This is a genomic window from Gramella sp. MT6 (genome assembly GCF_019357415.1).
GTDB lineage: Bacteria > Bacteroidota > Bacteroidia > Flavobacteriales > Flavobacteriaceae > Christiangramia.
Window position 1 is genome coordinate 3,495,237 of record NZ_CP048410.1, and the last position, 25,620, is coordinate 3,520,856.

Annotated in this window: 27 protein-coding genes; 12 read left to right on the forward strand and 15 right to left on the reverse strand. The window is 36.9% G+C overall.

What is annotated here, in order from left to right; all coding sequences use genetic code 11:
• Positions 1-26: 26 nt before the first annotated feature.
• From G3I01_RS15805 to G3I01_RS15815, 3 genes are all read right to left on the reverse strand, one after another.
• Positions 27-512, reverse strand: coding sequence for an acetyl-CoA carboxylase biotin carboxyl carrier protein subunit (locus G3I01_RS15805; RefSeq protein WP_219549460.1), 486 nt, complete (start codon positions 510-512; stop codon positions 27-29).
• Between the two features lie 342 nt (positions 513-854).
• Positions 855-2,192 (reverse strand): MBL fold metallo-hydrolase, encoded by a 1,338-nt coding sequence (locus tag G3I01_RS15810; RefSeq protein WP_219549462.1) that lies wholly within the window; start codon positions 2,190-2,192, stop codon positions 855-857.
• A gap of 15 nt (positions 2,193-2,207) precedes the next feature.
• A complete protein-coding gene (locus G3I01_RS15815) occupies positions 2,208-3,098 on the reverse strand; it encodes a sterol desaturase family protein (RefSeq protein ID WP_219549464.1) in 891 nt (296 codons plus the stop codon).
• Between the two features lie 170 nt (positions 3,099-3,268).
• Between G3I01_RS15815 and G3I01_RS15820 the strand changes: the two genes are divergently transcribed.
• On the forward strand, positions 3,269-4,267 hold the full coding sequence (locus G3I01_RS15820; protein WP_257710650.1) for an aldo/keto reductase: 999 nt from the start codon (positions 3,269-3,271) through the stop codon (positions 4,265-4,267).
• Positions 4,268-4,279: 12 nt separating this feature from the next.
• Here G3I01_RS15820 and G3I01_RS15825 read toward each other — a convergent pair whose 3' ends face one another.
• The 10 genes from G3I01_RS15825 to G3I01_RS15870 form a co-directional block, all read right to left on the reverse strand.
• Positions 4,280-4,690, reverse strand: a complete 411-nt coding sequence (locus G3I01_RS15825; protein WP_219549468.1) for a hypothetical protein — start codon at positions 4,688-4,690, stop codon at positions 4,280-4,282.
• A gap of 154 nt (positions 4,691-4,844) precedes the next feature.
• Positions 4,845-5,537: a nitroreductase family protein gene (locus G3I01_RS15830; protein ID WP_219549470.1), complete on the reverse strand. Its 693-nt coding sequence runs from the start codon at positions 5,535-5,537 to the stop codon at positions 4,845-4,847.
• 61 nt (positions 5,538-5,598) lie between these two features.
• Positions 5,599-6,966, reverse strand: a complete 1,368-nt coding sequence (locus G3I01_RS15835; RefSeq protein ID WP_219549472.1) for a coniferyl aldehyde dehydrogenase — start codon at positions 6,964-6,966, stop codon at positions 5,599-5,601.
• 34 nt (positions 6,967-7,000) lie between these two features.
• Positions 7,001-7,816 (reverse strand): SDR family oxidoreductase, encoded by an 816-nt coding sequence (locus tag G3I01_RS15840; protein ID WP_219549474.1) that lies wholly within the window; start codon positions 7,814-7,816, stop codon positions 7,001-7,003.
• A gap of 140 nt (positions 7,817-7,956) precedes the next feature.
• Positions 7,957-8,442 (reverse strand): DUF2231 domain-containing protein, encoded by a 486-nt coding sequence (locus G3I01_RS15845; protein ID WP_219549476.1) that lies wholly within the window; start codon positions 8,440-8,442, stop codon positions 7,957-7,959.
• A 2-nt stretch (positions 8,443-8,444) separates the two neighbouring features.
• On the reverse strand, positions 8,445-8,759 hold the full coding sequence (locus G3I01_RS15850; protein WP_219549478.1) for a hypothetical protein: 315 nt from the start codon (positions 8,757-8,759) through the stop codon (positions 8,445-8,447).
• A 91-nt stretch (positions 8,760-8,850) separates the two neighbouring features.
• On the reverse strand, positions 8,851-9,891 hold the full coding sequence (locus G3I01_RS15855; RefSeq protein WP_219549480.1) for a cytochrome d ubiquinol oxidase subunit II: 1,041 nt from the start codon (positions 9,889-9,891) through the stop codon (positions 8,851-8,853).
• A gap of 2 nt (positions 9,892-9,893) precedes the next feature.
• Complete coding sequence (locus G3I01_RS15860; protein WP_219549482.1) at positions 9,894-11,195, reverse strand: cytochrome ubiquinol oxidase subunit I; 1,302 nt, start codon at positions 11,193-11,195, stop codon at positions 9,894-9,896.
• A 601-nt stretch (positions 11,196-11,796) separates the two neighbouring features.
• Complete coding sequence (locus G3I01_RS15865; RefSeq protein WP_219549484.1) at positions 11,797-12,597, reverse strand: sulfite exporter TauE/SafE family protein; 801 nt, start codon at positions 12,595-12,597, stop codon at positions 11,797-11,799.
• Positions 12,598-12,669: 72 nt separating this feature from the next.
• Entirely contained in the window at positions 12,670-13,302 is a 633-nt protein-coding gene (locus tag G3I01_RS15870) for a Crp/Fnr family transcriptional regulator (RefSeq protein ID WP_219549486.1), read from the reverse strand.
• A gap of 480 nt (positions 13,303-13,782) precedes the next feature.
• On the opposite strand from G3I01_RS15870, the gene G3I01_RS15875 reads away from it, so the two are divergent.
• The 7 genes from G3I01_RS15875 (at position 13,783) to G3I01_RS15905 (ending at position 20,930) form a co-directional block, all read left to right on the forward strand.
• Positions 13,783-15,165: an NAD-dependent succinate-semialdehyde dehydrogenase gene (locus tag G3I01_RS15875; protein WP_219549488.1), complete on the forward strand. Its 1,383-nt coding sequence runs from the start codon at positions 13,783-13,785 to the stop codon at positions 15,163-15,165.
• A gap of 217 nt (positions 15,166-15,382) precedes the next feature.
• Positions 15,383-16,120, forward strand: a complete 738-nt coding sequence (locus G3I01_RS15880; protein ID WP_219549490.1) for a hypothetical protein — start codon at positions 15,383-15,385, stop codon at positions 16,118-16,120.
• Between the two features lie 152 nt (positions 16,121-16,272).
• A complete protein-coding gene (gene xerA / locus G3I01_RS15885) occupies positions 16,273-17,436 on the forward strand; it encodes a site-specific tyrosine recombinase/integron integrase (protein ID WP_219549492.1) in 1,164 nt (387 codons plus the stop codon).
• A 48-nt stretch (positions 17,437-17,484) separates the two neighbouring features.
• Entirely contained in the window at positions 17,485-18,150 is a 666-nt protein-coding gene (locus tag G3I01_RS15890) for a hypothetical protein (protein ID WP_219549494.1), read from the forward strand.
• A 170-nt stretch (positions 18,151-18,320) separates the two neighbouring features.
• Entirely contained in the window at positions 18,321-18,842 is a 522-nt protein-coding gene (locus tag G3I01_RS15895) for a hypothetical protein (protein WP_219549496.1), read from the forward strand.
• Positions 18,843-19,009: 167 nt separating this feature from the next.
• Positions 19,010-19,576 (forward strand): tetratricopeptide repeat protein, encoded by a 567-nt coding sequence (locus G3I01_RS15900; RefSeq protein WP_219549498.1) that lies wholly within the window; start codon positions 19,010-19,012, stop codon positions 19,574-19,576.
• Positions 19,577-19,742: 166 nt separating this feature from the next.
• Entirely contained in the window at positions 19,743-20,930 is a 1,188-nt protein-coding gene (locus G3I01_RS15905; RefSeq protein WP_219549500.1) for an immunity 26/phosphotriesterase HocA family protein, read from the forward strand.
• A 42-nt stretch (positions 20,931-20,972) separates the two neighbouring features.
• Here G3I01_RS15905 and G3I01_RS15910 read toward each other — a convergent pair whose 3' ends face one another.
• A complete protein-coding gene (locus G3I01_RS15910) occupies positions 20,973-21,938 on the reverse strand; it encodes an IS110 family transposase (protein ID WP_219549503.1) in 966 nt (321 codons plus the stop codon).
• 372 nt (positions 21,939-22,310) lie between these two features.
• On the opposite strand from G3I01_RS15910, the gene G3I01_RS15915 reads away from it, so the two are divergent.
• The 3 genes from G3I01_RS15915 (at position 22,311) to G3I01_RS15925 (ending at position 24,105) form a co-directional block, all read left to right on the forward strand.
• Positions 22,311-22,688 carry a nuclear transport factor 2 family protein gene (locus G3I01_RS15915; RefSeq protein ID WP_219549505.1) on the forward strand — a complete coding sequence of 126 codons (378 nt, stop codon included), beginning with the start codon at positions 22,311-22,313 and terminating at the stop codon, positions 22,686-22,688.
• A 199-nt stretch (positions 22,689-22,887) separates the two neighbouring features.
• The gene (locus tag G3I01_RS15920) at positions 22,888-23,262 is read left to right on the forward strand and encodes a DUF2200 domain-containing protein (RefSeq protein WP_219549507.1); all 375 of its coding nucleotides are present in this window, start codon (positions 22,888-22,890) and stop codon (positions 23,260-23,262) included.
• Between the two features lie 228 nt (positions 23,263-23,490).
• Positions 23,491-24,105, forward strand: coding sequence for a MarC family protein (locus G3I01_RS15925; RefSeq protein ID WP_219549509.1), 615 nt, complete (start codon positions 23,491-23,493; stop codon positions 24,103-24,105).
• Positions 24,106-24,281: 176 nt separating this feature from the next.
• Here the strand turns inward: G3I01_RS15925 and G3I01_RS15930 are convergent, their stop codons facing one another.
• On the reverse strand, positions 24,282-25,151 hold the full coding sequence (locus G3I01_RS15930) for a helix-turn-helix domain-containing protein (protein ID WP_219549511.1): 870 nt from the start codon (positions 25,149-25,151) through the stop codon (positions 24,282-24,284).
• A gap of 194 nt (positions 25,152-25,345) precedes the next feature.
• Here G3I01_RS15930 and G3I01_RS15935 point away from each other — a divergent pair, with 194 nt between their 5' ends.
• A complete protein-coding gene (locus G3I01_RS15935; RefSeq protein ID WP_257710651.1) occupies positions 25,346-25,588 on the forward strand; it encodes a DUF983 domain-containing protein in 243 nt (80 codons plus the stop codon).
• Positions 25,589-25,620: the final 32 nt, after the last annotated feature.

Below are 25,620 nucleotides of genomic sequence, written 5' to 3' on the forward strand. Positions count from 1 at the left end.
TTCGTAATTCTAAAACCTAAACTGGATTACTCCATTTCTATCAATAACTGGTTCTTCTCTACCGTATCTTTTTTACTCACGGTAACAGATTTCACTACTCCGTCTCTTGGAGCCGTTAAAGTATTTTCCATTTTCATTGCCTCTAGTACCAGCAGGTAATCACCTTCTTTCACCTCATCGCCTTCTTTAACGTTCACTTCCAGGATAAGACCCGGCATTGGAGCCTTGATATCATTCACCTGTTGTGAGCTTCCTAAAGAAAGACCCATTTCGTCTATCAACTGGTCCAGATCATTATTGATCTTTACTGTATAGATATTTGAATTGATCTTTATCTCGTAAGTCCTGTTTAAAAAATCTGGTTTGAAGATCTCTGCTGTGAAGGAGCGGTTATCTCTTAAAAGATGATAATTTCTATCTGAAGTTTTTTGGGTATCCAGTGCTCTGATCTCTTCTTCGGAAAAATCAAATTCCATAGAATCGTTCACCTTAACCTTGTAATTCTTATCCATAAAGAGGTTTATGTATTGTTATTTTTTGACCTTGGAGCGTAAATATAGAAAAATTAAGGGTCTTGAAGTGTTGAAGAAATCTCAAAATATTGCGAAATATTATGATATTTTGTCTATCTCGATGGTATAAAGTAAGCTTCTGATTAGAATTTTTCAGAAATGTGGGGTACAGGGGGTGAACTGCGTCCTTTTCAACTTCTCTTTTTCTGAGATTCTGAAACTCCCGATGCCTCGGGACTGCATGACGAAATCTCAATTACGGCTAAAAGGTTTTGAATAATAAATAAAAAACCCGGGAGGTTATCCCGGGTCAATGTTAAAAGTAATTGGATGTCGACTTAATTATTTAAAATCATTTATCGCATCGCTAAGATCGTAGACCTTAGTGTTTTCAAATTTTGCATCGAGGATGCTACTACCGGCCGCAGACCTGTAACCACCCGCACAATGAACCACCACCGGCTTATGCGATGGAATCTCAATTGCATTCTCTCTTAATTCATTAAGGGGAACCGCGATCGCATCGTCAAAGATCTTTCCTTCAGCTACCTCGCTGTTATTCCTAATATCAACAATGGTGTAGTTTTCCTTATTGTTCTTAAAACCTTCAATATCCAGCTGATCTGATTTTTCAGAAACCTTATCACTTAAAGTGATCACTGCTTTCACCTGTTTTTCATAGCCGATCTTGGCTGTTCTTTCCAGCAAATCTTCAAGATTGTCTATACTCTCTATCACCAGGTAGAATTCTTCTTCAGGCTGAATGATCGCTCCCAGCCAGGTCTCATATTTATCCTTTTCTGAACGCGCCATGATATTGATACTTCCGTGCAAGTGACCATCTTTAAAAGCTTCCCCACTTCTTGTATCCACAACGGTAATCCCAGTCTCAACTTCATCTACATACAATTTCAGCTTATTAGCCCATTTGGTGCGCTGAACATTCTCAGGTCCCGTTTTATTCACATCTACATTGAAGCCGAAATAATGCGGAATAAATGGCTGATCCTTCAGTATCTCTTCTACGAATTCATCTTCGGTCTGCTCCTTAAAAGCCCAATTCCCCTGGCGCTCATTTCCCAAAGTACTGGAAGAAGCGTCGCTCATGTTCTTTCCGCATAAAGAGCCTGCTCCGTGTGCCGGGTATACCAGCGCATCATCAGGAAGATCGGTGAACTTATTCTTTATGGTGTTATACATTTGCTTGGCAAGATCCACTCGCTTCGCTTTCATATTACCTGCTTTCTCTCTAAGGTCTGGTCTTCCAACATTGCCTATGAATAGAGTATCGCCAGTGAAAAGAGCTGTCTTATCGCCTTCCTTGGCTACTACAGTGATACTATCTGGAGAGTGTCCAGGCGTATTAATCGCACTAAAGGTGGTATCTCCCATCTTAAGCGTATCGCCATCATCAAAAGTTTTATGCGGATAATCTGCTCCCAGCAATTCGCTTGCGTAAATTGTCGCACCGGTTTGCTCATGAATTTGCATATGGCTACTCACAAAATCGGCGTGAGGATGAGTTTCAAATACCGCTACAATTTTAGCATTCTGCTCTTCTGCATACCTGTAATATTCCATTGGATTCCTGGAAGGGTCTACAAGAGCCATTTCTCCATTGCTCACAATAGCGTAAGAATAATGCGCTAAAGGATCGTCTTTAAATTGTTTTATGGTCATTTTAATCGATTTTTATTAATGTTTGGTATTTACTTTATTTCTTTGAAATGGAAACAGGGTCTGATGTCCGAAATCTTTCGGAAAATTTTCATCTCCACTGAAACCAAGTTCTATCTTCTTTCCGCTTTTAGGTATATAGGCTGTTCCGAATAGGTAATCCCAGATACTCAGGCTTAGTCCAAAATTCATCCCATAAGGCCTTTCTACGGGCAATTCCCTGGAGTGATGCCATATGTGCATCTTCGGATTGTTGAAAATATATCCCAAAGGGCCATAGTTCCAACCAAGGTTCGCATGGTTAAGGTGTCCTATGAACACGGCGAACATATGCACCACGAAGAACTCCTTAATTCCGAAGCCAATCATAGCCAGGGGAACATACTGCACTGTTTTATATATTATGGTTTCCATGAAATGAAACCTGAACTGTGCGGCAAAACCCATTTCCTTAACGCTATGGTGGATCTTATGGAATTCCCAAAGCCATGGCCTTCTATGTAATTGCCGGTGCACATTCCATTGAATAAAATCGGCGATCACAAACATTATGACCAACTGGCTCCATGCAGGTAGATTTCCTAATTCTATCGCTACAATGTTCTCTATACCGAAAAGGCCAAGAAAATCATTGAACAGTTCCACACCCACATTGCTCAAGGCATTATATCCTATAAGCGAAAACAGAAAAAAATTAAAAAGTATATAAAAGCTGTCCAGCCAGAATCCTTTTCTGAAGACCTTCTGATCTTTTCTCCATGGAATCAAGATCTCTAAAGACCATACTAAAAGCGACAGACCAATTAACCAGTAGAAATAACTATTCCAGGTTGGATGTGTTATTTCATTCACCAGGTAATTGAAATACCCCGTAAAGGAATTCTGAATTATGTCTATATACTTTTTCATCTTTTAATTCTGGCACAAAAATATAAATATAGGAAGCTTAAGGAAGTAACTTTTGTTACAGTTATTTACAAAAGGATTAACACCCGAAAACCTTATATGTTAGAATGCGTTAAATGGAATCCTATCCCCTCCAATTCTTACTAAATTTAAACTACCAAAAAAAAGAAGTTATGAGTAAAGAAGTTTTAAAAGAAAAAATAGGCCTTGGCGGTGTTGCCATTGGGAACGGCTTTAAAGTATTAACAGATAAGGAAGCAGAGCAGACGCTGGAAGCAGCCTGGGAAGCAGGGATAAGATATTATGATACTTCTCCCTGGTATGGATTGGGTTTAAGTGAAAGGCGTTTTGGCCATTTTTTACATAATAAAAAAAGAGAAGATTATATACTTTCCACTAAAGTAGGTCGCGTATTAAAGGCTACGAATAATATCCCCGAAACCATGTGGAATGAGCCGGCTCCATTCGATTATAAATATGATTATTCGGCCGAGGCGGTAAGAAGATCTATCGAAGACAGTTTGCAACGTTTGGGAGTAGAAAGCATAGATTATGTATTTATCCATGACCTTTCACCAGACCATAATGATGAATATGAAGACGGAACAGACTGGCTGGATCATTTTGAAGTTGCCAGAAAAGGAGCTATGCCTGAACTTACCAAAATGAGAGAGGAAGGCATCATTAAAGGATGGGGACTTGGAGTGAATACCATTGAACCAATTATTAAGACGCTAGAGGAAACTGATGCAGATCCAGACCTTTTCCTTTCTGCGATCCAATATTCGATCGTACATCATAAAGATTCACTGGACAAATTACTCCCTGTAGTAGAAAAACATGATGTAGGATTAATTACTGCAGCACCTTTTAATGCCGGTTTGCTTTCAGGAAAAGATCGATATAATTATTCTGGCGATATGCCAGACGACAAAGTTCAGAAATTGAACAAGATCAAGGAGATCGCGAAAAAACATGATGTAGACCTGAGTACAGCCTCTATCCAGTTTTCTTTCGCCCCTAAGATCGTAAATACCGTTCTTGCAGGAGCAAGTAAACCAGAACAGGTAAAAGAAAATGCAAAGGCATTTGATGTTAAGATCCCTAGCGAATTCTGGAAGGATCTGAAAAGCGAAGGGCTGATCGATGAGCGAGCAGAAGTGCCTTCATAGAAAAGCAACTATTTATTTTTCTACCAGCCTTAAATACTGGTTACGGCCAAAGCTCATAAAATAAAAGATGTATCCAAAAAGGAACATCATGACCGTAGCCAGGAACAGGCTGTTATTGTCGAACTTTAAATAGATCGCAAAGTAAAGGAAGCCTGTAAAAAGGGCAATTGGCAGGATGTACTTTGAAAAAATAAATCCTTTTACCTCAATTCGCTTTTCCTCATCCTTTCCTATTTCAAAATTCATGGGTTTACTACCACACCAGTCAATTTTGGCAATTAATTGATATTTACCTTCAGGAATGGTATAAGTTAAAAGTTGCCTGTCTTTTATTTCAGCAAATTTTCTGCCGTTCAAATAAAGGTCGAAAGACCTCATTTTATTGGCCCATTCAGAATCTCTCTTAATTATTAATTTCGACATTTATTATTTTATAACTCCCTGTGTAACAAATGTTACAAACAATTTTTATTTAAAATTATATCTTGCGCCCCATTAAAAAAGGTTTAGATCTTTTTGCCCTAGAACAAAGTTTTTCATGATGATTTTAACGCCGGTCTTCCCTACAGGGCCGGCGTTATTTTTTATAGAATTCGCAAATTTCTCCTAAAGATTTTCTTTGAATATCGGGAACGAATGAATCATCTGCAGCATACCCAATTGGTAAAAGCAGAAAGGCCCGTTCATTCTTTGGCCTTTTTAATAAGTCTGCTAAAAAGTTCATAGGGCTTGGGGTATGTGTAAGAGTTACCAATCCCGCGTGATGAATTGCTGAAATTAGCATTCCGCAAGCAATCCCTACAGATTCATGCACATAATAATTATTCTGCTTTTCTCCAGATTCATCGATCTCGTAAGCTTGCTTAAAAACCACTATAAGCCAGGGCGCGATCTCCAGAAACTCTTTATTAGTATCAGTACCTAAAGGAGCCAGGTCTTTTAACCAGCGTTCACTCATGCGAGTATTATAATTTTCCATTTCCTCCTTTTCTGCAGCTTCTCTGATCCTAGATTTCAATTCAGGATCTGAAACAGCACAGAATTTCCAGGGTTGCTTATGCGCTCCAGACGGAGCGGTTCCTGCAGTTTTTATGATATTTTCAATAACCTCTACAGGTATCTCCTTATCTGAAAAATGTCTAACAGATCTGCGGCTATCCATATGGTCATAGTATTCTAAAGACCTCTGTTTCATCTCTTCAATGGTATAATTTTTCCCCACGTATGCTACATGTTTAAAACCATCGATGAACTTTTCATTACGCGACATACTCTTATTTTTATTCACTTAGATAATAGAAAATTTAGCTTAATTAATTTAATACCGGGGATCACACTTTAGTTATCCTTCCCATGAATTTAATGAGTTTCTTTTTTGCGTCTGTAAATGGTGGGTGAAGAAAGTCTGAAGCGGCAAATCGTTTCTGATGCATCACCGCGCGTTTTTTAGAGAAGGTTTTAAAGCCGTCATAACCGTGATAGTGGCCCATTCCGCTGGCTCCTACCCCACCAAAAGGCAGATTATGCTGTGCTAGGTGATAAACCGTATCGTTAATGAGCACCCCGCCAGACATGGTATGCTTCAACACCCAGTTGATCCTTTTCTTCTTATCATCAAAATAATAGAGGGCCAGTGGTTTGGGATGGTCGTTAATATAAGATACTGCTGCTTCCACACTATCCATATTCAGCACCGGCAGAATAGGTCCGAAGATCTCTTCCTGCATGATCTGCATTTCTTCGGTAACATTAAGAACAAGTTTAGGCGTCATTAACTGTTGATCCTCAGATGACTTTTCAGAAGATAATTCTACGATCCTGGCACCCAGCTCTTCGGCATTCTTTAAAAGAGTGTTAAGTCGATCAAAGTGCTGTGCATTGATGATCTGGCTGTATTGTTCATTACTGGATATATCAGGATAAAAATTACCGACCGCTGCTTTTGCCTGGATTTCAAATTCTGAATTCAGTTCCTTCGGCAGGATGATATAATCTGGGGCCACACAGGTTTGACCACAATTAAAAAGTTTACCAGCCATGATGCGCCTGGCTGCCAGCTTTATAGAATATGAACTATGAATGATAGCTGGCGATTTCCCTCCAAGTTCCAAAGTCACGGGAGTTAAGTTGGGAGCTGCGGCAGCCATGATCAATTTCCCTATCCGGGTTGAACCGGTAAAGAAGAGATGATCAAATGGTTGAGCTGAAAAGTCTTTTGCCAATTCAGCATCACCGGTTACGCAATGGATATATTCTTTCGGAAAACTGGAATTTATGATCTCCTTTATCACCTCAGCTGAAGCGGGTGAGATTTCTGAAGGTTTCAGGATAGCATGATTTCCTGCAGCTATCGCATCAACCAGTGGGCTCAATGTGAGCAAAACCTGGTAATTCCAGGCGCCCATAATTCCTACCGCTCCTAATGGTTGAAATTGAAAGTAGGCTGTGCTGGGAAGTAAAAACCAGGATCCAGGAACAGATCTTCTTTTGGTCCAGCTCCTAAGATTCTTCATTGCGTGCCGAATCTCATCCTGTAAAGGAAAGATCTCGAGAAAAAGAGTTTCTTCCTTTGATCGAAGTCCGAAATCTTTATAAACAGCTTCAATCAGCCTTTCCTTATTCTCCTCAACGATATCTGAAAGTTTTTTAAGGCTCGCCATCCTGGTTTCAAAAGAAGGTGGAGCTTTCCTAAAGGCCATTTTCTGACTTTTAAGAAGTTGATTTAGTTCAGTATTAGTCATTATTCCTTCCTTTAAATTCATCCATGCTATGATATATTCCAAATAGTTTGCCTATTACCAAATCCAGCATTCGCTTAGGCAAAAGTCCTTTTACCAACGGTAAGGTATATATTATCCAGGGGGTTCTAAGAATAATTTTATTTTTCTCGATCGCTTTTATGATCTTTCCGGCTACCTTATCAGGTTTCAGGATCGGGACTACCGGGGATCTTACTCCCTTAAACATGCCAGTATCTATATAATAAGGCGTAACGGTAAGCACTTTAATACCGGTATTTCCTTTTTCCATCTCGATACGCAAAGAATCTGACCATCCGGTCATGGCCCATTTGCTTGCACAGTAAACCGACATTTTTGGATTGGATAACATACTTGCGGCTGAAGAAATATTCACGATATGCCCCTTCTTCCTCTTTATCATTTCTGGAAGCAAAGCTAAAGTTAGCTTCATAGGCGCAATGGCATTTACTCCCATGTTCCTGTCTATATCCTGAAAACTGTGATCTGCGAAATTCTTTCCCGTCACTACGCCGGCATTATTGATAAGGATATCCACCGTTAACCCTGCTGATGCTATTTTTGATAGCGCAGCTTTTATTTCATCCTCCCTGGTAATATCTGTTTTGATGGTAAGAACGTTACAGGAAGAAGAGCTAAGATCTGCCTCGGTTTTTTTAAGGGCAGATTCATCAATATCTAAAATTATAATATTTGAAGCCCCTTTTTGGATAGAGGTCCGTGCCATGAGGTAACCAATTCCGGAGGCTCCACCGGTGATTAGAACCGTGTTGTCCTTAAATTTTGTCAAAATTCTATTTAGTTTGAATTAAAAATAGAATTTTTCAGCATTAATATCCCTAATTTAAGGTTTAACTTATTGGTAAAGGCTACTTCCAAATGCTTAGAAAGTATTATTAATGCACTTTAGCCTTTAATGTTGAACCTAAATCAATTAAATTCTGAACAATCTTCTGAAGGAACATTAACTCCTGCCGCCTGCTGATAGACAAGTTCTGCACCTAAATGACCTACATAAGCTAAAGTACCAGAACCGGCAAGCATTAAGAGTACCAGAATTACTGCCACAATCCTTGTCTTGATCAAATCTATATACCTGCTCAAAAGTTCTATAATAAGGGCAATGGTAAAGATCCAGGCCGTAGTATAGGCAAAATTCTCATGCTCTTTTAGCACGGTGGGATCACATAATTGACGGGAAACAATACCATCTGCAAGGTTACCAGTGTAAATGGAGATCCATACGCCTATTACTCCCAGAACCAATAAAAATCTCCCCCCGTGATCCCAGGTGATCCTGGTAGACCAAAGTCCGATCATTTTAAAAACGGTCGCCATTAATAATAAAACGATCGGAAAATGAACGGACAGAGGATGAAAAACCTCTGTCCGCCAAAAATCTGGTAATTGATCCATTACTATTCCAATATTTTCACTGAAAGTGGATCCAGTCTTTTTCCATTCTTTTCAACCTCTACTTCTACTTTCTGGCCTTCCTGAAGTTCAGAGAATTCAACCTCGCTCCCATTTCTGGTAAGGCTTGTAGTTTCTGTAAAGTAAAGTTCCAACGTTTTGTTATCGTCTGTAGAAACATAAATTTCTGTCTTATCGGCTTCTACCTCTTTAATAGTTCCCTGATAAGTTCCAGATTCAACTACATCTGTGCTTTCACCACAAGCGATAAAAAGCAGGATGGTGCTGAAAAAAAGTCCTTTTAAAATTGAAGATTTCATATGGTCATTGTTTTAATTAGATTTCGAACTGAAATTAACTAAAAAAGCTACTATAGCAAAGCCATCGCCTGGTTTTATAGGTTTTTTAGCACTATTCACTTTCTTCTTTAGGTGATTGTGAAGGGATCCTGATCATATTGAATGATTTCATTAAATGAAATAATCCCGGTAAAATGATTCCACCTCCAATGATTAGGGAAATTCCGAGTACTTTAATTACAGAATCTGGCGCCGTCTCGTCCATCATATTTACTTCCCCGGTGCTGGTAATGATCAAATTAGGAAAATGCGTGTGCACAGCCGCGAACAATACCAGTAAGATCTGAAGCCCGGCATAAAACCTGGTAAGCAAACTATGCTGCTCTTTAATAGCCTTCCATAACGGTATCAATAATAATGCAGACAGGCTTACTGCACTAAGAGAATAGGCATTTGCAAGGAAATCCTGAACAAAGACCATTTCATTCATAAACCCATAGAACAAAAGAAGCCCACCGGTCACTACAACTATGATCGTATAGAAGGCAGATTTCCTGCTGTAGATCTTCCTTATATCTCCCGTAGTTTCTCCTATCAATAAGGTTGAAGCCAGAAAAGCACATAAAGCTGCGTAGAACAATCCGGTAAGGAATGTAAAGATATTCAGCCATGGAGCCATAAAAATCTCCGCAAAGCCAACATCTGAATAATCCTCTGTGATCACGATCTCTCCACTAATTAGAGCTCCGAATGACATCCCCAGGAAAATAGGTGTGATGAGGCTTGATATCCTGAACATCCTGTTATACCAGATCTGGGATTCACCTACAATAGCATCATAATGTCGGAAAATAAATGCCACACCGCGCATGGTAATCCCCAGTAAGACCAGGGTAAGCGGAATATGAAGATAGATAATGATTATATTGAAGTAAACGGGAAATGCAATCCAGAGGATCACTATGAGAATTATAAGCCAGATGTGATTGGCTTCCCATACCGGTCCCATCACTTTATAGATGGTATCCCGGTTTAATTTCCGGTCATTTCTGGATGAAAAAAGCTCTACTATACCGGCACCAAAATCGGCACCTCCAAGGAGCACATAGAGAAACAAAGAAAAAAATGTAAAGAATAAAACTACGTACAGCATGATCATCCTATTGAATTATTAAGAACTTTGATCTGTCTTTTCATTAGCCAGGTCACGGTAATTGCGAGAATGATGTAAACGGTGACATAAAGGAAAAAACTATATTTTAATCCAGGCATTGGAGTGACAGCTTCAGAAGTCTTCATGATGTTATAAACGATCCAGGGTTGTCTTCCAACCTCGGTAACTACCCATCCTGCTTCTACAGCTACAAAACCTAGCGGACTCAGCACTGCGAAAAGCCACCAGTATTTACGATTTTGCAGCCAGCTTTTTTTCTTCAGACTAATAAAGAAAATAAGGGCCGCGATCATCATTAATGATCCAATCCCCACCATGGTTTGAAATGCATAATGCACTACCGATACCGGTGGAATGACATCTTCAGGGAAATCATTTAATCCCTTTACCTCAGCATCAAAATCTCCAAAAGCAAGGAAAGACAAGGCACCGGGAATTTCAATCTTATGATTAACCTCTTTATTTTCTTCATCTACAATACCGCCTATGTAAAGGGGAGCAGATTTCTGGGTTTCATAATGCGCTTCCATAGCGGCAAGTTTTACCGGCTGCCTTTCTGCTACATCTTTTGCAGAAAGATCACCACTCAAGGGTTGAAGCAAAGCGGCTACTGCTCCAAAAAATATGGCGATCTTAAAGGCCTCTTTGTGAAGTTCAGGTTTATTATTTCTAAGAATCTGGAAAGCATGAATCCCGGCAACTGCAAAACCAGTGGCGGCAAATGCAGCAAGGGTCATATGCAGGGCCTGCGTAAACCAAGCATCGTTTAGAAATGCTGCTACAGGATCTATATTTATGAATTCTCCATTTACTACATCGAATCCAGCCGGGGAATTCATCCAAGCATTTGCTGAAACCACTAATATACCTGAGGCTACTCCAGATATTCCCACGATTATTCCAGTGATCCAGTGAAAAGTTTCTGGAAGTTTATTCCATCCATAGAGATAAAATCCAAGGGCGATAGCCTCAACAAAAAAGGCGGCTCCTTCAAGTGAAAAAGGCATTCCTATCACAGGACCAGCGTGTTTCATAAATTCTGGCCAGAGCATTCCCAGTTCAAAGGAAAGCGCGGTTCCGGAAACGGCACCGGTAACGAAGAAAATAGCCACTCCTTTTTGCCAGGCTTTGGTTAGTTTGAGATATACCGGCTTCTTAGTATTCAACCACTTTCTATGGGCAACGACCATAAAAAAAGGCATCACCATACCAATACATGCAAAAATAATATGAAAGCCGAGGGTAAATGCCATTTGAAGTCTGGCGTAATCGAGATTTTCCATCAAGGGAATTTTTTAAGAATGAGCCCAGGAAAATTCCCGAGATTATTCTATTCTTTCGGCGAATAAATTTAAGCAAAATTAGGGCATTGACCTTAGGGAAAAGTTGCAATCTTTCAAATTTTAGCTTAGAATTAAGAAGTCTGAAATAAAGCTGAAAAATAGAAGATACAAGAAGCTTATTTTCAGCAATCAGGAAATAAAAAAGGAATCCCCGACACTTACATGTCGGGGGATTTATTAGTTAAAGAATAAATATCCGGATCCTGAACAGAATAACCATTCTAAAAGAAATCCATTAATACAGACTTCTGTCAGGGAGAAGGTTTTTTATCGGCTGCAACGCGGAGTACACGTGCACTTGTTTCCCCCCAAACCATAACTCCTGAAAAACATTGTCCAGGCATCCGGATAAATTTCATTTTAATCAGTTCATTTTACTGAAAAACCCAAAAGGATAGTCAGCAGAAAAAATTCGGCAAATAAAACTGGGGGGAATATTGGAAAAAATTCAATTTCGGAACTTAAAAATACATTAAATCAGTGAGTTAACTCGTAAAATTCCTTTTAATTATTAACTAATAATCGCTGTTTTAACATATTATTAATATAATTCACTCCATATTATATAGATACCCATTAGCAGAACGAACCAACCAAACCCTTTTTTCAGCTTTTTACCGTCTATAAATTTATTTAAATACACGCCAAGCCAGATCCCTGCAATAGAAAGTCCTGTAAATATCAGTAAGAAAGTCCATTCAATTTCCATATTCTCTACATCACCAATAAAACCTATTAGCGATTTTACGGCAATGATAAGTAAAGAGGTCGCTACCGCTTTCTTCATGGGTAATTTTGCCAGAAGAACCAGGGCAGGTATGATCAAAAAGCCTCCTCCTGCTCCAACGATCCCGGTTAAAAGCCCAACCACAATCCCTTCTATAATTATTAGTGGATAGTTATAAGTAACTTTTTTTACTTCCACATTTCTACCGTTCTCCTTTTCCCTGATCATGGATATAGAAGCGACCACCATGATGATGGCGAAGAACAGCATGATACCAATGTTTTTGGTTACCGTAAAGTCAAAAACTGTGAAAATCTCCGATGGTATGGCGGGCACCAGAAATTTCCTGGTGAGATAAACCGCTATAAATGCAGGGATTGCAAAAACCACCGCAGTCCTAAAATCTATAAGTTTCTTAGGGATATTCCTTAAGGCACCTACTAGTGAGGAAGTACCTACCACAAATAATGAATAAGCGGTAGCCGTAACCGGATTCACTGCCATTAAATAAACAAGTACAGGCACAGTAAGTATTGAACCTCCGCCCCCTATTAATCCTAATACCACTCCTATTAAAAGCGCACCAAAGTATCCCAGTATTTCTAATAATTCCATTTCTAATATTTAATTCGGTGCAAAAATACCGTCAAAGATCAGCCTTTGCAGTAACAAGAGTTACAGAGTGAATTATAGATCTATTACTTTGATCTGGTTTCGTTGCAGGGATATCTTTTTATCCAGCTCCAGCTTCTTCAGTAACCTGGAAATAACCACCCGGGATGTATGCATATCATAAGCTATTTGCTGATGAGTACTATGAATAACCTCATCGCCGTTGATCTTAGCCTTATCACGCAGATAGCGCATAAGGCGTTCATCCATATTCATAAAGGCGATAGCATCGATGGCATCCATCATTTCGGAAAGACGGGAATGATAGGATTCAAAAACGAAATTACGCCAGGATCTATATTTTGCGGTCCACTCCTCCATTTTTGAAATGGGGATCATTATAAAAGTGGTGTCTGTTTCGGCCACAGCACGAATCTCGCTTTTTGTTTGTCCCAGGCAGCAACTTAAGGTCATAGCGCAGGTATCGCCACGTTCCAGGAAATATAATAAAAGTTCATCACCGTCATTATCTTCCCTTAAGATCTTAATGGCGCCTTTTATTAGCAGGGGCATTCCCGTAACGTAATCACCTATTTCGATGATCTTATCTCCTGCAGCTGCAGTTTTGAGAGTTCCGTACTCTACTATCTCGTCCAGAAGCTCTTTTTCAAAAAGAAAACCATAAGCTTCTTCCAGTTCTTTACGCATATAATTGAGGTTTGAGAGTAAAATTAGGAAGAATTATTAAGAATTAACCCTAGCGGAATGGTAGGTCATAGATAAGGATATCTACTAGATTAATAGGAACTAAGACCTATCGTGGCTAAATTTAAGACAGCATTAAATTGAGCTTGCCATTCAAAAGATCTAGGCAATAAAAACATATAAGGCAAAGTATTATCTGGATGGCTAGCATTTACAAAAACGCAAATTCAAAAAATGCTGAAAATTCATTGATCTCTATCATTACCGTGTTTTAATCTTTACTTCAGTTTAGCCCAGATTTGAAAATGAAATCCTGATAAAAGGATCAGAAGAAATTCCCGGCCAGAGAAAATCCTTCAAATTTTATTAAAACTTTAGTGAAACGGGCTTCAATCTGAAGCTATCTTAACAAGGCCTTATTACAAGAAGGTTTCTTTTCTGGTTAACTTTCCTATTCAAATTATTGCTAAAAAAAGAAAAATTATGTCTGACGAAAAAAAGCTAAAAACCATTAATCCTGCTACCGGTAAAGCGATCAAGGAATATGATCAAATGACCGACAAGGAAATGAACAAGGCCATTGAAGATTGCCATAAAGCATTTTTAGAGTGGAAAACCAAACCGGCTGAAGAACGAGCAAAGATCATTAAGAATATTGGTAAAAAGCTCGATGAATATAAAGACGACCTGGCAGAACTCATGACCCAGGAAATGGGGAAACTGGTTAACCAGGGAAAACAGGAAGTGGAACTTTGTAGCGGCATTTGCGATTACACCGCAGCGAACGGCCCGGATAGTCTAAAGGATGAGGAAAGAGAACTACCCGAAGGAGGAAAAGGCTTTATTACTTATTCTCCGCTTGGAGTAATTTATGGGATTCAGCCGTGGAATTTTCCAAGCTACCAGGTAGTGAGATATTCTATTGCCAATTTAATGGCTGGAAATGGTGTGTTACTTAAACATGCTGAAAATGTTACAGGAAGTGCATTAATGCTAGAAAAGATCTACCTCGAGGCCGGGTTACCCGAAAACCTTTTTAAGGTATTGCTTATTTCTCACGATCAAAGTGATGCAATTATAGAAAATGACCTTGTACGCGGAGTTACTTTAACTGGTAGCCCAGGTGCCGGGAAAATTATTGGTAAGAAAGCCGGAGAAGCACTTAAGAAAACTGTGCTCGAATTGGGTAGTAATGACGCCTACCTGGTTCTGGAAGATGCCGACATAGAACTGGCGGTTGAAACCTGTGTTAAAGGAAGATTATATAACAATGGAGAAACCTGTGTAGCTGCAAAAAGATTTGTAGTGGTAGATAAGGTTTACGATAAATTCAAAGATGCTTTTGTAAAACAGATGTCTAATATAAAAGCCGGAGATCCTACGAAAGATGATAGCGATATAGGACCTATGGCTAGAAAAGATCTTAGGGATGAATTACATGAACAGGTAGAAGAAAGCGTTAAAAAAGGAGCAAAGATCCTTTGTGGTGGTAAGATGCCAGAGGGTGACGGATATTATTATCCAGCCACAGTTCTGGGTGACCTAAAGCCAGGAATGCCGGCTTATGACGATGAGCTTTTTGGACCTGTAGCTTCTCTGATCAAGGCTAAAGATGACGAGGATGCCATGCGCATTGCCAATGACAGTAGATTTGGACTTGGTGGAGGTATCTTCTCTAAAGATGAAGAAAGAGCTAAGGAACTGGCGAAAAATCATTTTGATACCGGAATGGTATTTATTAACTCCTTTGGCCTGGCTAAACCAAATATGCCTTTTGGAGGAGTAAAAGATTCTGGTTATGGTAGAGAACACGGAACCTTCGGTCTACATGAATTCGTTAATGTGAAAGCGGTAATGCTCGCATAACCTTATTTTAAATAAACTGAATTTAAGATCTGGAGTCTTTTTTGACTTCAGATCTTTTTTTATGCATTAGGATTAACAGATCGAAACCTGGTAAAAATAAAATTCTTCATAAATATGGCAATGTACTGATTTTCAGTATATTTAAATTATGACCCGGAAATTATGATTAGGCATATTATATCCGTGGATGCATGCATTAATTTAAAAGCTTTCGAAAATGGAATTCAATCTGGCGGAAAAACTTGCAATTGTGAAGGCGATAGATAAAGTAATCCTGGCAGATGAAAAGGTTGCAAAAGGTGAAATGGTCTACCTGGGCCAGTTAATGAAATTACTCAAGTTCGATTCTGAATTTGTTGAGGAAGCCAGGAAATTTCAAATGCACCAGGCAAATTTAATCCTGGAAGGTCTCAGCGAACCTAAAAAACATTCCCTCGGAATCATGCTACATGAAATGGCCTATGCAGATGGATACCTGGGAAAAGAAGAAGTAAAGGTGCTGTTCTCCATGTTCGAAACGGCAGGTATCAAAATAGAAGAGCCGGGAAACAATTTATCTGTTTTCGATATTTCAGATGTTTATTTCAGGTCATCTAAACATTTGCAGCATTATAAAGAAAAGGATATTTCCGAAGAAAAGAATGAGAAAAGAGCAATCAAAATCGAACCTCATATTGACGGAAAAAAGGGTTTTACAATCACGACCTTCAAGCTGGATGGCTTTTTACCTTTCTGGGGAAATAAAGTAGAACTGACTCCCAAACATATGGATATTCAGGAATTAAATAAGAGCAGGAGTATTTTAAAAGGATATATATCATTTCCTGAAACCAGTGCAGATCCCGCCGACCTGCATTCTAATTACAGCCTGAGCATTTACCATCCCGGTAATGAAATTGAAAAGATCGTTTTACATAAACTACACGAGAATATAGATATAGAATATCTTAAATAATCACTTGAACCCAGGTTATTCCATCAGTTTTAATCAGACCAATAAAAACACTGACAATCAATTAGTTAAAATTTTAAATAAAACTAAATATATCGTTTTGTCCAGACCTAGGAGTCTGTTTTTCAGCTATATTTAATTCTTATTTTAAACCGATGGAGAAGATAGTTTTAGAGGACTTTGTGCATTTGAATAGTGCACAGATAGGAATTGGGTTTGGGTATGACCGGGCAATGATAGATCATTTAAAAAAGCTGGAAGGAGTATCCTGGAGCAATATCTTTGGAACATTTTATATTAAGGCGAGTAAACAAAATCTGGATAGGCTTTTTAAACATTTAAACGGCCAGGGCTTTTTTGTAGATTATTCTAACCTTGATATTTTAAGGTTACCTGAAGACGAGACCAAACTTTTTACAGTCGAAACCGAGAGACCGGAAATTCAGGATTTCAAAAAGTATCTGTATGGGCAGCGCTATAGTGAAAGTACCATTGAAACCTATACATACTTCACTGAAAAGTTCCTTAAATACCATCGGTTCAAAAGGAATTATACCCTGGCCGATGTAGATCGTTTTGTTGAAAATGAGATCGCTTTAAAAGATTATTCGATAAGTACCCACAGGCAGTGTATTAGCGCACTCAAGCATTATTTTGAACTTACAGAGCAAGAAGCCATAGATACAGCACATCTAAAAAGGCCTGATAAAAGCAAATTCCTTCCCGGTGTTCTAAGCAAAGAAGAGGTTTTTGACCTGCTTAGGGCAACCCGAAATATAAAGCATCGCTGTATCCTGGCGCTTATTTATTCTTCTGGTCTCAGGATTGGCGAGTTGCTGAATTTACAACTTCGCGATATAGATGTAGACCGCCGGCAAATTCTTATAAGGCAGGCTAAGGGCAGAAAGGACAGGTATGTGATGTTAGCAGAAACTATTCTGCCTTTATTTTATAATTACCTGCAGACTTATATGCCGAAAAAGTATTTTGCTGAAGGCCAGAATGACCAGCAATATTCATCTTCTGCGGTGCGAAGTTTTCTGAAAGATTCCTGTCGCAGAGCCAGGATAAAGAAAAGGGTTACACCGCATACTTTAAGGCACAGCTATGCCACTCACATGCTGGAAAACGGGATCGATCTCAGGTATATTCAGGAATTACTGGGGCATTCCAGGCCCGAGACCACCATGATATACACGCATGTGACGCAGAAGGATCTTTCGCGGATCAAGAGTCCGTTAGATGTAAGCATAAAGGAACTCATGGAGCGTTCTAATGCAGACCCAAACCTGCGCTTATCCCGGAACATACTCGAATAAAAATGTATATTGCTGTGGATATAACACGTTAGGCACCATTTAAAAACAATGAAAAAATTTATTCAAGTCTTCATTCCGATTCTTATAGGTTTAATATTAATCGGATTATCAATTTGGTTTTTCTTTTTAGCTAAAAATGACAATGCTTATTTATTATTATTTGGATTAGGAACTGCCATATTCATGCCGATTTCAATTTCGCTTTTCCAATATGCTGCCTCTTATAGAAAAAGAAACGTAAACCAAAAATTGTCAGAATTATCCAAAATTGCTGATATAAAAGATTTGTTAGATAAAACTAAATCTACCGAAGAACAACTTGAGATTTTAAAAAACGAATACAAAAACTTAGAGAAGAATATTCGCTACAATAGCGAAAAAATTGCTTTAGAACTAAGAAGAGATGACCTAATAAGGAAAGCAAAAGAAACTTTGAGAGAATTAGAAAGTATTGATGAGGAACTAATACACATTAACGCAAATCTAGAAAAATATAATGTCCCTTTAGAAGTTCAACTTTTAAGAGAAAGAGTTTTCAAAAAAGAAATTGCTGTATTTCGATTCAGAGAAAAAACTTATACTTACAAAAAGTATACTGCTCCAAACTCAAATTTTTTACCTCTAGATGATATTTTGTTTCTGACTTTTAAAACAATTGAAAGAACTCAAAAGAAAAAATTGAAAGAAGAGGTTGATGAATCTATAAATAACTAGAACAATTAAACGGTGCCTAACATCGGTTCATCGCAAATAACGGGTTTAGGTCGAAAAAGTGTAATTTTAGAAACCAAGAAAGAAAACAGTTAATCCGACAAGTCCGCATCCCTACTCCCGCAACTTGCGATAACCGTAACCGTTACCTGCAAGCTCCAGAAAAATTCGTAATGAAAGAAAAGCTAAATAAAATATTTGAATTAGAATCGAAGGAAAAATACAATGAAGCTTTTACAGCCTATCAAAAATTGATCTTAGAAAATCCAGAAGATTTTAAAACGTGGAAATTTTACTATTTCTTTCTCTGGAGTATGTTAGAAGTCTCAAATAAACAATTCACTAAAAAAATTGATTTAAATAAAGAGTTAGAAAAGCAATTAAATATTGGACTCAGAAAATTTTCAAACTTACCTGAATTCAATTTCATTGCAGGATATACTATTTCTATTTTTCCATATCAATTTGGAGAATATGAAGATTTAGAAAAGAAGAGTATAGAAATGCTAAAATTAGCTACAAAATCAGAACCTGAGAATTTAATTTATAAAATGGCATTTCTGGGTTCTCAGACAGGTGATTTAAATGATAAAGAGTACGTTGAAATTAGCAAAAAAGCTCAAACATCAATAAAATCAGAATATCAAGGAAAAGGATTATTAAATCATTACTTTTTGCAAGTATTAAAAAGATAAGAGCCAGCAGGTAACAACGGTTCATCGCCAATAGCCGGCAGCGTTAGGAAAAAAATAATTAACTTGACCAACAAACCAATACTAAGCCGACAAATCCGCGTCCCGCACTCCGCCAACTGGCGATAACCACGAACCGTTGTACACATTTTTCATAAAAAAAATTCCGAATGAGAACCGAATTTGATAATGAAATTTTAGAAGAATATGATTCGTTTGTTATTTCTGAAGAATTTGAAAAAGAGCAAATAAGAAAAAATATTCGAGAGAAACTTTTAAATAATAAAGAAGAACTAAATTCTGAAAATTATCAAATATTAGGTTTACTAGATTATGAAAGTAATGATTGGAAAAAATATTCAAATCGAATAATTGAAAATTTTACTAAATCAATTGAAAAAGATAAAACCAATTTTTTAGCTCAATTATATTTAGGACATATTTATCAAGATATTGGAAAGTTGGAAAAAGCACTCGAAGTTTATTTAAAAGTAGATTCTAAAGCTTTGAAAAAATTTCAGTTATGGAGATATGTAAAACTTTTAGAACAAATTGGTTATTGTACTTACAAATTAGGGAACGAATCTTCGGGAATTGTATTTTTTGAAAAAGTACTTAAATGGTATAAACAGACACCCAAAAATGAGCATTTAGCTAGACCAACGGAACTCTTGAATTGTTTACCTGACAATCATAAAATCGTAAAAGAAATTAAACTAATTGAAGATTATTTATAACAAAAAAACGGTGTACAACAGCGGTTCATCTCAAATTCCGGGTATTAATGGAAAAAATGTAATTTTAGAAACCAGGAGAGAAAATGGTTAAGCCGACAAGTCCGCGTCCCTACTCCCGCAACTTGCGATAACCGCAAACCGTTAGCATCCATTTTTATAAAGTGATATGCAATTTGAATTAAACAATGACCAAAGGAAATATTTAGGATTAGAACTTGTCTCAAAAGATTGGGAGAAAGTAATCCTAAAAGGTGATAGCTACAGGCCAGACTCAATCTTGTACTTTGATAAAAATATTATTAGAAAGCAAATCATATCATCTGACATAAAATATTCAGAAACTCAATATTTTGAAGAAACCAATGATAAAAAGTTGCTTCTTCCAAAGACAAATAGAGGAAAACCTAAAAAACTAACTTCAGCAACTTTAGAAACAAAAACACCAATAGGAGTATATTTTAGTTTTGATCCAAATGGCATCACCATTGGAAACCACTCAACTCAAAACACTTTTTACTCAACCCGTTTTGAAGAAATTAAGTTTAAAAATATTGAAGATCTAAAAGTATGGTTGGAAGAATGGATAGCGAACTCATCGAATGAAGATTTAAAGCAAATTCAAGATTTTTCTAACAAAAAAAGAAAACGAGTAAAACTGGAAAATGGAGATTTTTTCAGATTCAAAGTTGACAGAAGAAATTACGGATTCGGACGTTTGATTTATGATTTAAGAACACTAAGAAAAGATCAAAAATTCAAATCAAATAAAAATTATGGTATAATGAATTTAATGGCTCAGCCGTTAGTCATAAAAGTTTATCATACTATTAGTTCTACTAAAGAAGTTGACATTGATAAAATAAAGAAATCAGAAGCTTTTCCTTCTCAATACATAATGGATAACTCCCTTTTCTATGGGGATTTTGAAGTCCTTGAAAATCAAGAATTAGAAAAATCAGAATACGATTTTCCCATTTCCTATTCAAAGAGTATTCATTTTGACAATTTTGACAAAGTATATCTTCAATATGGAATGATTTACAAGGAAACAAGTATTAAAAAATTTAATAAATATCTGACCAGGGAAAAATCAGAAAGCAATAAGGAAGAAGGTAACAATCTCTTAAATATTTATCCTTTTAGAATGGAGAGTATTGGATATGACCTGAACATTTCAAAAGAAATACTTGAAAATTCCATTAGATTAAACTCTAATGATCCGTATTGGGAATCCAATCACTATAACATAGAATCTGATTTAAGAAACCCAAAAAATAAAAAACCTAAAAAAGAAATTTTCGAACATTTCGGTCTTGATCCAACCGGAACTTACTACGAGAATTTGAACAAATAAAAACGCATGCTAACAAAGAACTAAGGTAAAATCCAAGTACTTCTAAGCTAATTTCGACATATAATTTTCCTGGTAATAAGTTCCTGATTTGGCTATGGCAAAAGCCTGTTTTAGTAGCTTGTTACACACGGCAATCAGTGCCAGTTTCTTACTCTTTCCTTGTTCCACAATGCGTTCATAAAGTTCGCTGCAGGCCTTGTTATGTTTACAAGCGGTAAAGCTACAGAGGAATAGCAGGTTTCGCAGTTTCCGGTTCCCTACTTTGCTGATTCGGCTACGCCCTCTTACACTGGTTCCGGATTGTCTGATCGTTGGTGTTAGCCCACTATAACAACAAAGTTGCCGCGCATTCTCAAAACTGCTAAATCCATCAGTAATTACAATCAATAGCATCGCCGTCTTCTTTCCCATTCCTGGAATGCTGGTTAACTGCTCCAGTTGATCCTTTTGAGTTTCGCTGACTAATGATTCCAACTTTGATTCCAGCTGGGTTAATTCCTTCTCTAATTGCTTCAGCATTCGGGTAAGCGATCTACTTACAGTCTTTGAGGGGATTCCCAGGGCTTTCTCTCCATGGATCTTGTTCTTCACAGCAGTGCGTTGTTTTAGGTAAAGATCCTGAAGACTCAGAAGCTGCAAACATTCTGCCTGAACAGAATTTCTAGCCGTATATAAAGGAACTTTATTGGCTTGGGCATATTCACAGATCGCTCTGGCATCACTTTTATCGGTCTTGACCTTGGAGAGCTTCATCTGAATAAAACGCTTCACCGAAAGTGGATTCACAACCGACACCGTTATACCTTTCTCATACAGATACTGAGCTAATCTGTAATGATAATAACCAGTGGCTTCCATAACTACCAAACTGTCTTTCTTAATAAACTTCAGCAAGCATTTAAAGCCTTTTACATCATTAGAGAACTGATCATGCTTTCCATCCTGATCAATTACATCAAAGAACGATTTACTAATGTCTACTCCGTAAAAATGTTTAATTTTATTCATATAAGAATGATTGGAAAGAACAGCTACTTTGGTTTTCATCGACTTTAAAACGAGATCCAGGTCTCACAGAACTAAACGAAATTAAAGTAGAAAAGAGAGGGGATTATCATTGTTGACGGAATCTCTAGTTCCCACGGTTCATGTAATCTTATTCCTCTCTTTTGTTCTTTCTGGTTATAACATCAAAATTTAGAGAAATTAAACTTAAGACGGTTCATCGTCAACAGACAGTAGCGTTAGAAAGAAAATAATTAACTTTAGTAACTAATGCTAAGCCGGCAAATCCGTGTCCCTTTCTCCGCCAACTGGCGATAACCTAGACCGCCGTTAGCAACAAGAAAAAAATTGTGCTGAAATTAAAAATTCTGTAAAATGACAAAAGTTATTTCTAGTCCTAATTGTGGAAACTCACCGAAAATGGAGTTTCTAAAAGAATTTAATATTGCCTTTGCAAAGGGAAACGTGGAATTTATTACGGAAAGTGTGACAGATGAAATTGTTTGGAATATAATTGGGAATAAAAAAATTGAGGGAAAAGAAAAATTTAAAGAGGAGTTGGAAATAATGAAATCCGAAAAGGCGACAGAATTGATAATTGACCAAATCTTATCGCACGGAAAAGAAGGAGCAACAAACGGAATTATGAAAATGAAAAACGGAAAAAAATATGCCTTCTCAGACTTTTACAAATTTAAAGGAGCAAAAGGTGCGAAAATAAAATCGATAACATCATACGTAATCGCATTTTAGGAAAAAGCCAGTTGCCAACAGCGGTTCATCTCGAATTACAGGTATTTTTGGAAAAAGTGTAATTTTAATAACCAAAAAAGAAAATAATTAAGCCGACAAATCCGCGTCCCTTTCTGCGCCAACTGGCGATAGCCGAGATCTTAGGTTGCAATGTTCGAAAAAATTAAATTGAAAATAATTAGTTTTTAAAATATTGAATGTGAATACAACACCAGAACATGATAATAGAATTGCAAAAATGACTTTTGCATCCGTTTATCCACACTATGTGACAAAAATTGAGAAAAAAGGTAGAACAGAAAAGGAATTAATTACTGCAATTGAATGGTTAACAGGATATGATAAAAAGCAGATACAAGATCAGATCGATAAAAAAGTAACTTTTGAAAAATTCTTTGACAATGCTAAATTAAATGAAAATGCTCATTTGATTAAGGGTATGATTTGCGGATATAGAATTGAAGATATTGAAACACCTTTAACTAAAAAGGTCAGATATCTAGACAAATTGGTCGATGAATTGGCAAAAGGTAAAAAACTGGAAAAAATTTTAAGGACAAGTTCTAATTCATAGGTCAGTAACACTGCAATCAACATCTGTTCATTGCTAATAAGCAGCACCGCTAATAAGAAAATAAATAACTCAACCAACGAACCAATACTAAGCCGACAAACCCGGATCACCTACTCCGCCAACTGGCGATTACCGAGACCGTAGTGTGCATTTTTTTATTAAGATTTCAACTTCTATACTTTTTAGATTATTAAAATGTTTTAAGTTTAGTAATTCAAAAAATAATAGATGAACGAAATTGTAACTACTATTCTTTTTTTAATTGCTGTTATCGATCCATTAGGCTCTGTACCAGTATATTTAGAAGCAACTAAACAATTAGATAAAACCTATAGAAAACGAGTAGCAGTTAGAGCATCTGTAATTGCATTTTTGATCCTTTTATTATTTATCGTAGTTGGACAAATAGTCTTGGATGGAATGGAGGTTTCTTTGGATGCCTTCCAGATATCAGGCGGAGTAATCCTATTCTTGTTTGCTCTAACTATGATATTTGGGGATGGCAAACCAGAATCAGAAAAGCATTTAATTAAGGATTATAAACACGTAACCATTTTTCCTGTTGCGATTCCATCAATAGCATCCCCAGGGGCGATTATGGCTGTTGTTTTAATGACAGATAATAATTTATACACAATACAACAACAAGCTATCACAACATTTCTAGTATTTATTGTAATTGCAGTTACATGTTTATTATTACTTGTCGCAAACAAAGTGAAAGAAAGGGTTGGTGAATATGGAATTACTGTAGTCAGTAAAATAATGGGACTAATTTTAGCATCATATGCAGTTCAGAGTATTTTATCTGGCCTTAGAGATTTCTTTGTGGTTTTAAAGTGATATAACAACTCACAACAATGGTTAATCACTATGAAGCAGCACCGTTAGTAAGAAACTAACTAACATTACCTAAAGCCTACGACGCCGTGTACTTTATTCCGTGAACTGGCGATGACTGAAACTATTGTATTCAATTTTTTAAAACTTCTTCAATTAACCAAATTGAAATTTTCAAATTATCTTTTATAGATATTTTTAAATTCTAAGGGTGATGTGCCGGTTTTCGATTTAAAATATCTTGAGAAATAAGCATAATCGGAAAATCCCAAATCTTCAGCAATTCCGGATAAGGAATCATTTGATTGCACAATTAATCTCTTAGCTTCCAGAATAACCCTTTCAGAAATTAGTTCGGAAGTGGTTTTATCAAGTGATTCCTTTACAACACGATTCAAATGCTTAGGAGTAATATTCAATAAACTGGCATAATACTTCGGCAGTTTTTCTTTTTCAAAATCTGAATTGATCGCATTTTCTAACTTTTCGAGAATTCTAAAATATCCCGAGTTTGAATAATTAGTAAAATTAATGTCTGAGGTGTAGCGCCTGGTTAAACTGATATAAATATCATTGATGCAGCTCAAAATCTTCAATTCTCTTAGAAGTTTAGTACTGGAATATTCTTCATAAAGGTGCTGAAAGACCAACTCTATTTCAGGCTTTATGCCAATATCCAAAATCGGAACATTCTGATGAGAATAATAAAATGGAAAAACACTTAATCTATGCATAAGAGAATACATCTCGTAAAATTCTTTGGAATGAAAAAAGATATATCCTTCAGGAGATGTATCAAACTTCCAGAAATGCGTTTGACCAGGTTTTAAGAAGAATACTTTGCCAGGCTTTATTTCATAGCTATTAAAATCTATTTCGTGAGTTCCGGCACCTTTGGTAAAGAATACACATAAATAGAAATTATGACTATGAGGTCTACTAATCAAGCCTTTGTTATTTTTCAGGTGATCTGAAAATATATTAACATAGACTTTATCTGTAAGTTCAGAGTTCTTGAACTGATCTATATTAAGAACGGGTGTTTTCATAGCGATGTCCTAAAAGTACAAAAACGAGGGTATATTTTGTATGTATTTAAATGCTAACCTGTTTTAATTTTGCAGTTCAAATCATAAATGAAATGAACAAGATTCTTGGAATTTTTAAGGGAAAATGTCCTAATTGTCAAAAGGGGGATATTTTTAAAAGCAAAGGCAATATTTTTCTTTTTCGTATACCAAAAATGAATGAAAGATGTCCTAATTGCAATCTAAAATTTGAAAAAGAAACAGGCTTCTTTTTCGGCGCCATGTTTGTAAGCTACGCTCTTGCAGTTACGGAAATGATTGCATGCCTTGTCTTATTTTGGGTAATGATAGATCTTTCCCCTTTATACGTTTTTCTAATTGTTGTATTCATTGCATTTCTAACCAGCACCTTTAATTTTCGATTATCCCGAACCATATGGATCTATTTGTTTAATTAAATTTCTTTGATGAGAGATATTGATCTATTCTT

What these genes read in the sequence shown, in the direction of transcription:
- G3I01_RS15915 (WP_219549505.1), top strand. Translation starts at nt 22,311, where the DNA reads ATGACAAAAGTTATTTCTAGTCCTAATTGTGGAAACTCACCGAAAATG.
- G3I01_RS15875 (WP_219549488.1), top strand. Translation starts at nt 13,783, where the DNA reads ATGTCTGACGAAAAAAAGCTAAAAACCATTAATCCTGCTACCGGTAAA.
- G3I01_RS15865 (WP_219549484.1), bottom strand. Translation starts at nt 12,597, where the DNA reads ATGGAATTATTAGAAATACTGGGATACTTTGGTGCGCTTTTAATAGGA.
- G3I01_RS15895 (WP_219549496.1), top strand. Translation starts at nt 18,321, where the DNA reads ATGAAAGAAAAGCTAAATAAAATATTTGAATTAGAATCGAAGGAAAAA.
- xerA (WP_219549492.1), top strand. Translation starts at nt 16,273, where the DNA reads ATGGAGAAGATAGTTTTAGAGGACTTTGTGCATTTGAATAGTGCACAG.
- G3I01_RS15870 (WP_219549486.1), bottom strand. Translation starts at nt 13,302, where the DNA reads ATGCGTAAAGAACTGGAAGAAGCTTATGGTTTTCTTTTTGAAAAAGAG.
- G3I01_RS15855 (WP_219549480.1), bottom strand. Translation starts at nt 9,891, where the DNA reads ATGCTGTACGTAGTTTTATTCTTTACATTTTTTTCTTTGTTTCTCTAT.
- G3I01_RS15845 (WP_219549476.1), bottom strand. Translation starts at nt 8,442, where the DNA reads ATGGATCAATTACCAGATTTTTGGCGGACAGAGGTTTTTCATCCTCTG.
- G3I01_RS15890 (WP_219549494.1), top strand. Translation starts at nt 17,485, where the DNA reads ATGAAAAAATTTATTCAAGTCTTCATTCCGATTCTTATAGGTTTAATA.
- G3I01_RS15835 (WP_219549472.1), bottom strand. Translation starts at nt 6,966, where the DNA reads ATGGCCTTTAGGAAAGCTCCACCTTCTTTTGAAACCAGGATGGCGAGC.
- G3I01_RS15880 (WP_219549490.1), top strand. Translation starts at nt 15,383, where the DNA reads ATGGAATTCAATCTGGCGGAAAAACTTGCAATTGTGAAGGCGATAGAT.
- G3I01_RS15830 (WP_219549470.1), bottom strand. Translation starts at nt 5,537, where the DNA reads ATGTCGCGTAATGAAAAGTTCATCGATGGTTTTAAACATGTAGCATAC.
- G3I01_RS15860 (WP_219549482.1), bottom strand. Translation starts at nt 11,195, where the DNA reads ATGGAAAATCTCGATTACGCCAGACTTCAAATGGCATTTACCCTCGGC.
- G3I01_RS15825 (WP_219549468.1), bottom strand. Translation starts at nt 4,690, where the DNA reads ATGTCGAAATTAATAATTAAGAGAGATTCTGAATGGGCCAATAAAATG.
- G3I01_RS15805 (WP_219549460.1), bottom strand. Translation starts at nt 512, where the DNA reads ATGGATAAGAATTACAAGGTTAAGGTGAACGATTCTATGGAATTTGAT.
- G3I01_RS15925 (WP_219549509.1), top strand. Translation starts at nt 23,491, where the DNA reads ATGAACGAAATTGTAACTACTATTCTTTTTTTAATTGCTGTTATCGAT.
- G3I01_RS15905 (WP_219549500.1), top strand. Translation starts at nt 19,743, where the DNA reads ATGCAATTTGAATTAAACAATGACCAAAGGAAATATTTAGGATTAGAA.
- G3I01_RS15820 (WP_257710650.1), top strand. Translation starts at nt 3,269, where the DNA reads ATGAGTAAAGAAGTTTTAAAAGAAAAAATAGGCCTTGGCGGTGTTGCC.
- G3I01_RS15810 (WP_219549462.1), bottom strand. Translation starts at nt 2,192, where the DNA reads ATGACCATAAAACAATTTAAAGACGATCCTTTAGCGCATTATTCTTAC.
- G3I01_RS15850 (WP_219549478.1), bottom strand. Translation starts at nt 8,759, where the DNA reads ATGAAATCTTCAATTTTAAAAGGACTTTTTTTCAGCACCATCCTGCTT.
- G3I01_RS15815 (WP_219549464.1), bottom strand. Translation starts at nt 3,098, where the DNA reads ATGAAAAAGTATATAGACATAATTCAGAATTCCTTTACGGGGTATTTC.
- G3I01_RS15930 (WP_219549511.1), bottom strand. Translation starts at nt 25,151, where the DNA reads ATGAAAACACCCGTTCTTAATATAGATCAGTTCAAGAACTCTGAACTT.
- G3I01_RS15910 (WP_219549503.1), bottom strand. Translation starts at nt 21,938, where the DNA reads ATGAATAAAATTAAACATTTTTACGGAGTAGACATTAGTAAATCGTTC.
- G3I01_RS15935 (WP_257710651.1), top strand. Translation starts at nt 25,346, where the DNA reads ATGAATGAAAGATGTCCTAATTGCAATCTAAAATTTGAAAAAGAAACA.
- G3I01_RS15900 (WP_219549498.1), top strand. Translation starts at nt 19,010, where the DNA reads ATGAGAACCGAATTTGATAATGAAATTTTAGAAGAATATGATTCGTTT.